This window comes from Modestobacter sp. SYSU DS0657, assembly GCF_054050925.1.
On sequence record NZ_JBJHAG010000056.1, the window covers coordinates 1 to 5,325 of the forward strand.

2 rRNA genes are annotated in these 5,325 nt (G+C 58.5%); both read left to right on the forward strand.

What is annotated here, in order from left to right:
* Positions 1 to 79 precede the first annotated feature (79 nt).
* Positions 80 to 1,599, forward strand: a 16S ribosomal RNA gene (locus ACI79A_RS19610).
* A 545-nt stretch (positions 1,600 to 2,144) separates the two neighbouring features.
* Positions 2,145 to 5,262: ribosomal RNA gene (locus ACI79A_RS19615) — 23S ribosomal RNA — on the forward strand.
* The 16S and 23S rRNA genes sit together here, the layout of an rRNA operon.
* Positions 5,263 to 5,325: the final 63 nt, after the last annotated feature.

Here is a 5,325-nt window from a genome sequence, read left to right on the forward strand (position 1 = left end):
TGCGATTGGGTTGGGGATTCCTTTGGTTGATTGACATCGAGAGTGCTAGCTCTCGGTTCTCAGCCGTGGGTTGAATTCATCTACGGAGAGTTTGATCCTGGCTCAGGACGAACGCTGGCGGCGTGCTTAACACATGCAAGTCGAGCGAGGCCCTCCTTCGGGGGGTGCCCTAGCGGCGAACGGGTGAGTAACACGTGGGCAACCTGCCCTCAGCTCTGGGATAACTCCAAGAAATTGGTGCTAATACCGGATGTGACCGCTGACCGCATGGTCTGGTGGTGGAAAGATTTATCGGCTGAGGATGGGCCCGCGGCCTATCAGCTTGTTGGTGGGGTAGTGGCCTACCAAGGCGACGACGGGTAGCCGGCCTGAGAGGGTGACCGGCCACACTGGGACTGAGACACGGCCCAGACTCCTACGGGAGGCAGCAGTGGGGAATATTGCGCAATGGGCGAAAGCCTGACGCAGCGACGCCGCGTGAGGGATGACGGCCTTCGGGTTGTAAACCTCTTTCAGTAGGGACGAAGCGAAAGTGACGGTACCTACAGAAGAAGCACCGGCCAACTACGTGCCAGCAGCCGCGGTAATACGTAGGGTGCAAGCGTTGTCCGGAATTATTGGGCGTAAAGAGCTCGTAGGCGGTCTGTCGCGTCGGCTGTGAAAACCCGAGGCTCAACCTCGGGCCTGCAGTCGATACGGGCAGACTGGAGTACTGCAGGGGAGACTGGAATTCCTGGTGTAGCGGTGAAATGCGCAGATATCAGGAGGAACACCGGTGGCGAAGGCGGGTCTCTGGGCAGTTACTGACGCTGAGGAGCGAAAGCGTGGGGAGCGAACAGGATTAGATACCCTGGTAGTCCACGCCGTAAACGTTGGGCGCTAGGTGTGGGGGCCATTCCACGGTCTCCGTGCCGCAGCTAACGCATTAAGCGCCCCGCCTGGGGAGTACGGCCGCAAGGCTAAAACTCAAAGGAATTGACGGGGGCCCGCACAAGCGGCGGAGCATGTTGCTTAATTCGATGCAACGCGAAGAACCTTACCTAGGCTTGACATGCACGGAAATCTCGTAGAGATACGGGGTGCCTTTGGCGTCGTGCACAGGTGGTGCATGGTTGTCGTCAGCTCGTGTCGTGAGATGTTGGGTTAAGTCCCGCAACGAGCGCAACCCTCGTCCTATGTTGCCAGCACGTGATGGTGGGGACTCATAGGAGACTGCCGGGGTCAACTCGGAGGAAGGTGGGGATGACGTCAAATCATCATGCCCCTTATGTCTAGGGCTGCAAACATGCTACAATGGCCGGTACAAAGGGCTGCGATACCGCGAGGTGGAGCGAATCCCAAAAAGCCGGTCTCAGTTCGGATTGGGGTCTGCAACTCGACCCCATGAAGTTGGAGTCGCTAGTAATCGCAGATCAGCAACGCTGCGGTGAATACGTTCCCGGGCCTTGTACACACCGCCCGTCACGTCACGAAAGTCGGTAACGCCCGAAGCCGGTGGCCCAACCCTTGTGGAGGGAGCCGTCGAAGGCGGGATCGGCGATTGGGACGAAGTCGTAACAAGGTAGCCGTACCGGAAGGTGCGGCTGGATCACCTCCTTTCTAAGGAGCACTGGCCGATCATTGCCGGGTTCGTCCTGGGTGGTTGGTCCAGAGTCACGCTCAGGCCGTGATGGTTGCCCTGTTGTGGGTGGCTGCTGGTGTCTGGGGTGTCGCTCACGGGTGGAACACTGGCTAGTTCGGTTGGTTGATTCTGGTTGCTGCTAGTACGGCCCTCGTTGGTGGGGGTGTGGAACGTGGTGGTCGGGTTGGCTGGTCGTAGGCACGCTGTTGGGTCCTGAGGGAACGGGTCGCTCCTGGTGCACCTGTGGGTGTGTGGGGGTGGGTGGTTGTCTCTGGTGGCAGGGCTTCGTGCTCGTCATACCGCTGGTGGTCTGCCTCTGTGTTGTGGGGGTGGGGTGCTGGGTCTGGTGGTGGGTGTTGCGGGGTGACTGTTCGTCGTTTGAGAACTGCACAGTGGACGCGAGCATCTTTTGTAGGTATCTGGATATCCGCACTGGTCCATCACTGGGGTTCCTCTTCTGGAGGGGCCGGCGCCTCCTTGTTGGGGGGTGTGGGGTGGTGGGTGGGTGTGGGTGTTGTTGTGTGGTCAAGTTGTTAAGGGCACACGGTGGATGCCTGGGCACCAGGAGCCGATGAAGGACGTAGGAGGCTGCGATAAGCCTCGGGGAGCTGCCAACCGAGCGTTGATCCGAGGATTTCCGAATGGGGGAACCCCGCACCAGTCATGTGGTGTGACCCGCGCCTGAACACATAGGGCGCGTGGAGGGAACGTGGGGAAGTGAAACATCTCAGTACCCACAGGAAGAGAAAACAACCGTGATTCCGTGAGTAGTGGCGAGCGAAAGCGGATGAGGCTAAACCGATTGCATGCCAAGCCGGCAGGCGTTGTGCGGTCGGGGTCGTGGGACGATTCAGCATCTTCTGCCGAGGGTGCAGGGAGTGAGAAAGCACTGTGTTAGTGGAAGGCCTCTGGAAGGGGTCGCCGTAGAGGGTGAGAGCCCCGTACACGAAAACTCAGTGCCTCCCGAGTTGTATCCCAAGTAGCACCGAGCCCGTGAAATTCGGTGTGAATCTGGCGGGACCACCCGCTAAGCCTAAATACTCCCTGGTGACCGATAGCGGACAAGTACCGTGAGGGAAAGGTGAAAAGTACCCCGGGAGGGGAGTGAAATAGTACCTGAAACCGTGTGCCTACAAGCCGTGAGAGCTCTGCCCTTGTGGTGGGGTGATTGCGTGCCTTTTGAAGAATGAGCCTGCGAGTTAGCGGTACGTGGCGAGGTTAACCCGTGTGGGGTAGCCGTAGCGAAAGCGAGTCCGAACAGGGCGTGTGAGTCGCGTGCTCTAGACCCGAAGCCGAGTGATCTACCCATGGCCAGGTTGAAGCGCGGGTAAGACCGCGTGGAGGACCGAACCCACTTCGGTTGAAAACGGAGGGGATGAGCTGTGGGTAGGGGTGAAAGGCCAATCAAACTCGGTGATAGCTGGTTCTCCCCGAAATGCATTTAGGTGCAGCGTCACGTGTTTCTTACCGGAGGTAGAGCACTGGATGGCCTAGGGGGCCCACAAGCTTACTGAAGTCAACCAAACTCCGAATGCCGGTAAGTGAGAGCGTGGCAGTGAGACTGCGGGCGATAAGGTTCGTAGTCGAGAGGGAAACAGCCCAGATCATCGGCTAAGGCCCCTAAGCGTGTGCTAAGTGGAAAAGGATGTGGGATCGCAGTGACAACCAGGAGGTTGGCTTAGAAGCAGCCACCCTTGAAAGAGTGCGTAATAGCTCACTGGTCAAGTGGTTCCGCGCCGACAATGTAGCGGGGCTCAAGCACACCGCCGAAGCTGTGGCATTCACATGTATCCCGTCCAGGATTTCGGTTCTGGGCCAGGTGTGTGGATGGGTAGGGGAGCGTCGTGTGGCGGTGGAAGCGGCGGAGTGATCCAGCCGTGGACGCCACACGAGTGAGAATGCAGGCATGAGTAGCGAAAGGGGAGTGAGAAACTCCCCCGCCGGATGACCAAGGGTTCCTGGGCCAGGCTAATCCGCCCAGGGTGAGTCGGGACCTAAGGCGAGGCCGACAGGCGTAGTCGATGGACAACGGGTTGATATTCCCGTACCCGCGAAAGAACGCCCATGCTGAACCCAGCGATGCTAACCACCCAAAGCGTGTGACTGACCTTCGGGTCTGATCGCGTGGCGCGTGGGATCCGGACTGGTAGTAGGCAAGCGATGGGGTGACGCAGGAAGGTAGTCCTACCGGTGAGTGGTAGTACCGGTGCAAGGGTGTGGCCCGTGGTGTAGGTAAATCCGCACCACATGCAGGGTGAGGCCCGACGCATAGCCGAATGAGGCGAATTGGATGATCCTATGCTGCCGAGAAAAGCCTCTAGCGAGTTCTTAGCGGCCCGTACCCCAAACCAACTCAGGTGGTCAGGTAGAGAATACCAAGGCGATCGAGCGAACTGTGGTTAAGGAACTCGGCAAAATGCCCCCGTAACTTCGGGAGAAGGGGGGCCATCTGCTGTGAACCGCCTTGCGCGGGGCAGCGGTGGGTGGCCGCAGAGACCAGTGAGAAGCGACTGTTTACTAAAAACACAGGTCCGTGCGAAGTCGAAAGACGATGTATACGGACTGACGCCTGCCCGGTGCTGGAACGTTAAGGGGACGGGTTAGCTCTTCGGGGCGAAGCTCAGAACTCAAGCGCCAGTAAACGGCGGTGGTAACTATAACCATCCTAAGGTAGCGAAATTCCTTGTCGGGTAAGTTCCGACCTGCACGAATGGCGTAACGACTTCTCAGCTGTCTCAACCACAGGCTCGGCGAAATTGCACTACGAGTAAAGATGCTCGTTACGCGCGGCAGGACGGAAAGACCCCGGGACCTTCACTATAGCTTGATATTGGTGTTCGGTTCGGCTTGTGTAGGATAGGTGGGAGACTGTGAAGCGGGCACGCCAGTGTTCGTGGAGTCATCGTTGAAATACCACTCTGGTCGAATTGGATGTCTAACCTCGGTCCGTGATCCGGATCAGGGACAGTGTCAGGTGGGTAGTTTAACTGGGGCGGTTGCCTCCCAAAATGTAACGGAGGCGCCCAAAGGTTCCCTCAGCCTGGTTGGCAATCAGGTGTTGAGTGCAAGTGCACAAGGGAGCTTGACTGCGAGACTGACGGGTCGAGCAGGAGCGAAAGCTGGGACTAGTGACCCGGCACCGGCATGTGGAAGCGGTGTCGCTCAACGGATAAAAGGTACCCCGGGGATAACAGGCTGATCTTCCCCAAGAGTCCATATCGACGGGATGGTTTGGCACCTCGATGTCGGCTCGTCGCATCCTGGGGCTGGAGTAGGTCCCAAGGGTTGGGCTGTTCGCCCATTAAAGCGGTACGCGAGCTGGGTTTAGAACGTCGTGAGACAGTTCGGTCCCTATCCGCCGTGCGCGTAAGAGACTTGAGAAGAGCTGTCCCTAGTACGAGAGGACCGGGACGGACGAACCTCTGGTGTGCCAGTTGTTCCGCCAGGAGCACTGCTGGTTGGCTACGTTCGGCAGGGATAACCGCTGAAAGCATCTAAGCGGGAAGCTCGCTTCAAGATGAGGTCTCTCACCGGGTTAACCGGGTAAGGCCCCCGCCCAGACCAGCGGGTTGATAGGCCGGAAGTGGAAGCGGCGTGAGTCGTGGAGCTGACCGGTACTAATAGGCCGAGGGCTTGATCACACACACCATCCAGCCTTCTAGCAAGTGATGTGTCGCGTCCACTGTGCAGCTCTGAAACGACGA